Consider the following 3,997-nt stretch of genomic DNA (forward strand, 5'->3'; position numbering starts at 1 on the left):
GCCGGGGCGGCGGCCCCCGTCCACCGATCCCTGGACCGAGCACTTTCCACCGAGCGCGCCGGAGAGCAGACCATGACAGCCGCCGCCGAGCCCGCGGCACCCTACGCCGAGGCTCCACGCCAGCCCGATCCCGATGTACCCCGCACCATCACCGCCCCCGCCACCAACGGCGACCGGGTGTTCCGCGGCCTGCTGCGGACGGCAGGCCTCTCGGTCTTCGCGATCATGGGGTTGATCGCCTTCTTCCTGATCCTGCGCGGCGCCGAGGCGCTGAAGGCGGTGGGCCTCGACTTCTTCACCGAGCAGAAGTGGCAGACCCAGGCCCACAACTTCGGTATCGCCGCAGTGCTGCCGAACGGCATTCTGATCGCGCTGATCGCCCTGGTCATCGCCGTTCCGGTGGCGCTCGCGGCGGCGATCTTCATCTCCGAGTACGCGCCGGTCCGGCTGCGGGCCGCGCTGATCTCGCTGGTCGACCTGATGGCGGCCATCCCCAGCATCGTCTACGGCCTCTGGGGCCTGTTCTTCCTCCAGCCGCGGATCATCGGCCTCTCCCGCTGGCTGAGCAACCACGTCGGTGACGCGATCCCCTTCCTCAAGGTGCGCACCGGCGACATCGGCACCTCGTACACCTCCTCGACCTTCATCGCGGGCGTGGTGGTCTCCCTGATGATCATCCCGATCATCACCTCACTGAGCCGCGAGGTGTTCTCGCAGGCGCCGCAGGGCGAGCGGGAGGGCGCGTTCGCGCTGGGCTCCACCCGCTGGGGCATGGTCCGCACCGTGGTGCTGCCGTTCGGGCGCGGCGGTGTGATCGGCGCGGTGATGCTCGGCTTCGGTCGCGCGATGGGCGAGACCATCGCCGTCGCGCTGATCATCTCGCCGAGCTTCAGGCCGATGACACACATCCTGGAGAACGGCGGGAACTCGATCTCCGCCCTGATCGCGCTGCGGTTCGGCGAGTCCGACTCGCTGTCGCTGTCCGCGCTGATGGCGGCCGGTCTGGTGCTGTTCGCGCTCACCCTGCTGGTCAACGTGGGCGCGGGCTTCGTGATCAACCGCTCCCGCTCCGGCGCGGCGACGGCGGACTGATCCATGGCCGCTACGAGAACCCGCGGCCGGGACCCCCGGCCCCGGCCGCTGCCACCGCTCCGCCGCCGTGAAGGGACGCACCGATGACCACCCTGGACAAGGCGCCCGCCGAGGCGTCCGCGCCGACCGCCGCGCCGTTGCCGGGCTCCGCCCCCGAACCGGTGGCCACGGCCCCGGAACGGAAGCTCAAACTGGGTGGAGTCACCCGCGAGGACGTGTTCACCGTCCTCGGCGCGCTCGTCGGATCCCTCGGGCTCGACTGGGTGCTGTACGAGCGGGTCCTGCCGTTCAGCGGCGCGCTCGGCTTCCTGCTCTGCTGGTACCTGCTCTTCCTGGTCGGCTACTACGGCCTGGGGCGCCTCCAGTGGGGCGGGCTGATGGTGCGGGAGCGCCTGGTCTCCGTGGTGGCCTGGAGCTCGGGTGCGCTGGTGCTCGGCCTGATCGCCGACCAGATCGGCTACGTCGCCTCGCGCGGCTACGAGGCCGCCCAGCACGGGAACTTCTTCACCGAGACGATGGAGCGGACCGCCTCGCTGTCGCCGATCACCTCCGGCGGCGCGGTCCACGCGGTGGTCGGCTCGCTCGAACAGCTCGGCCTGGCCACGCTGTTCGCCGTTCCGCTGGGCATCGCCGCGGCGGTCTTCATGTCCGAGGTGGGCGGCCGGATGGCCCGCCCGGTGCGGACCCTGGTCGAGGCGATGACCGCGCTGCCCTCGATCGTCGCCGGCCTCTTCATCCTCGGCATCGTCATCCTCACCTTCGGTTTCGACAAGAGCGGGTTCGCCGCCTCGCTGGCGCTGACGGTGATGATGATGCCCATCGTCACCCGGGCGGCCGAGGTGGTCATCCGGCTCGTCCCCGGCACCCTGCGGGAGGCGTCCTACGCGCTCGGCGGCAGCCAGTGGCGGACGGTGTGGAACGTCGTCCTGCCGACCGCCAAGCGCGGCCTGGTGACGGCCGTGGTGCTGGGCATGGCGCGAGCGGTCGGCGAGACCTCGCCCGTCCTGCTGACCGCGGGCTTCACCTCCCGGATGAACGCCAACCCCTTCGAGGGCCACCAGATCTCGCTGCCGCTCTACATCTGGAGCTACGTCAAGCTGCCGGTCGACCAGATGGTCGCGCGGGCCTTCGCCGCCGCACTCACCCTGATGGCGGTGGTGCTGATCCTGTTCGTCACCGCCCGCATCCTCGGCGGCCGGGCCGCCGGAGAGATGAGCCGCCGGCAGAAGCGTCGGCTGGCCCGGGCCGAGCGACAGGCCGCCGTCCGGAGGCCCGCCGCGTCGTCCTTCGGGGCGGCCCCCGTCGCCGCGTCCGTGGCCGCACCCGCCGATCCGGCCGTCCGGCCGTCCGCCGCCGCGCCGTTCCGGTCGGCCGTCGCCACCGGGGAGCACTGATGTTCCGAACAACCACCCTCCGCACCAGAGGAGTTCCCATGTCGCGGGAGGCCGCACGCCGCCCCCTGACGCGCCTGTTCGGCGTGTTGCTGTCCACCCTGCTCGCGGCCGGCTCGATGCTCCTGGGCCAGGCCACCCCGGCGCACGCGGCCGTCGCGCTCACCGCGAGCGGCTCCAGCTGGGCCTTCCCGGCGATCGACCAGTGGCGCCAGGACGTCGGCCCCCAGGGCATCCAGATCGACTTCAACGCCGTCGGCTCGGCCGTCGGCCGCCAGGACTGGAACACCGGGCGCAACGACTTCAGCGCCTCCGACGTGCCGTTCCGCACCCGGATCGACACCGGTGCCAACCAGGCGACCCAGGGGTCCGGCCAGGCAGGCGTGGAGAGGGTCGTCTACGGCTACTCCTACGTGCCGATCACGGCCGGCGGCACCGCGATGATGTACCACCTGACGGTCGGCGGGAAGCTGGTCCGCGACCTGCGGCTCTCCCCGCAGACCCTGATGGACATCTTCACCGGCAAGGTCACCAACTGGAACGACCCGAAGATCACCGCGGACTACGGCAAGGCACTGCCGAACCTCAAGATCACCCCGGTGGTCCGCTCCGACGGCTCCGGCGCCACCGCCCAGTTCACCCGGTGGATGAGCCACTCCTTCCCCGCCCAGTGGGACGAGTACTGCAAGTCCGTCAACGGCGTCACCTGCGGCGAGTACACCGAGTTCTTCCCGGCCTCCCCCGGGATGACCGCCCAGAGCGGCTCCGACGTCGTCGCCGGCTACATCAAGGCCAGCTCCGGCGAGGGCACCATCGGCTACGACGAGTACGCCTTCGCGAAGCGCAGCGACTGGCCGGTGGTGAAGGTCCTCAACCCGGCCGGCTACTACACCCTGCCGACCGCCTCCAACGTCGCCGTCGCGCTGACCGCGGCCAAGATCCGCGGCGTCGACGACAGCACCTCTCCGGACGACCCGAACTACCTCCAGCAGAACCTCGACGGCGTCTACACCAACACCGACAAGCGCTCGTACCCGCTGTCCAGCTACAGCTACCTGATCGTGCCGCGCAGCAACTCGCTCCAGGCACTGCCGAAGTTCAGCAACGACAAGGGCTCGGCGCTCAGCCGCTTCCTGTCCTACGTGCTCTGCCAGGGCCAGGGCGAGGCGGACGACCTCGGCTACTCGCCCATCCCGCGCGGTCTGGTCCGCGGCGGTCTGCTGCAGACCCAGCACATCCCCGGCAACGCCAGCACCGTCAACCCGGACACTCTGGCCGGCTGCGCCAACCCGACCCTCAACGCGGCGGGCCAGCTCACCATCCTGGACAGCGCCCCGCTGCCCAGTGAGTGCGACGCCAAGGGCACCGCGCTGGACTGCAAGATCGTCAACGGCAAGCCGACCAGCGGCTCCGGCAGCACCGGCGGCTCCACCTCCGGCGGCGCGGCCACCGGCGGTTCCGGCGGCACCGGCGGCGCGGCCTCGGGCGGCGCGGCGACCGGCGGTTCCGGCGGC

General features: G+C 71.3%; 3 protein-coding genes. All 3 read left to right on the forward strand.

Annotated features, from left to right (window positions below; translation table 11 throughout):
* Positions 1 to 1,092, forward strand: a 1,092-nt coding sequence (gene pstC / locus BI06_RS09930; protein ID WP_369826077.1) for a phosphate ABC transporter permease subunit PstC, incomplete at its 5' end; no start/stop codon positions are given.
* Positions 1,093 to 1,175: 83 nt separating this feature from the next.
* Entirely contained in the window at positions 1,176 to 2,486 is a 1,311-nt protein-coding gene (gene pstA / locus BI06_RS09935) for a phosphate ABC transporter permease PstA (protein ID WP_063794947.1), read from the forward strand.
* A 38-nt stretch (positions 2,487 to 2,524) separates the two neighbouring features.
* Positions 2,525 to 3,997: phosphate ABC transporter substrate-binding protein PstS (locus BI06_RS09940; RefSeq protein ID WP_051740607.1), on the forward strand; the 1,473-nt coding region annotated here is incomplete at its 3' end.

Source organism: Kitasatospora sp. MBT66 (assembly GCF_000710405.2).
Classification (GTDB): Bacteria; Actinomycetota; Actinomycetes; order Streptomycetales; family Streptomycetaceae; genus Kitasatospora; species Kitasatospora purpeofusca.

Excerpts from the sequence above, each read along its gene's own strand:
- pstA (WP_063794947.1), top strand. The coding sequence starts at position 1,176 with ATGACCACCCTGGACAAGGCGCCCGCCGAGGCGTCCGCGCCGACCGCC.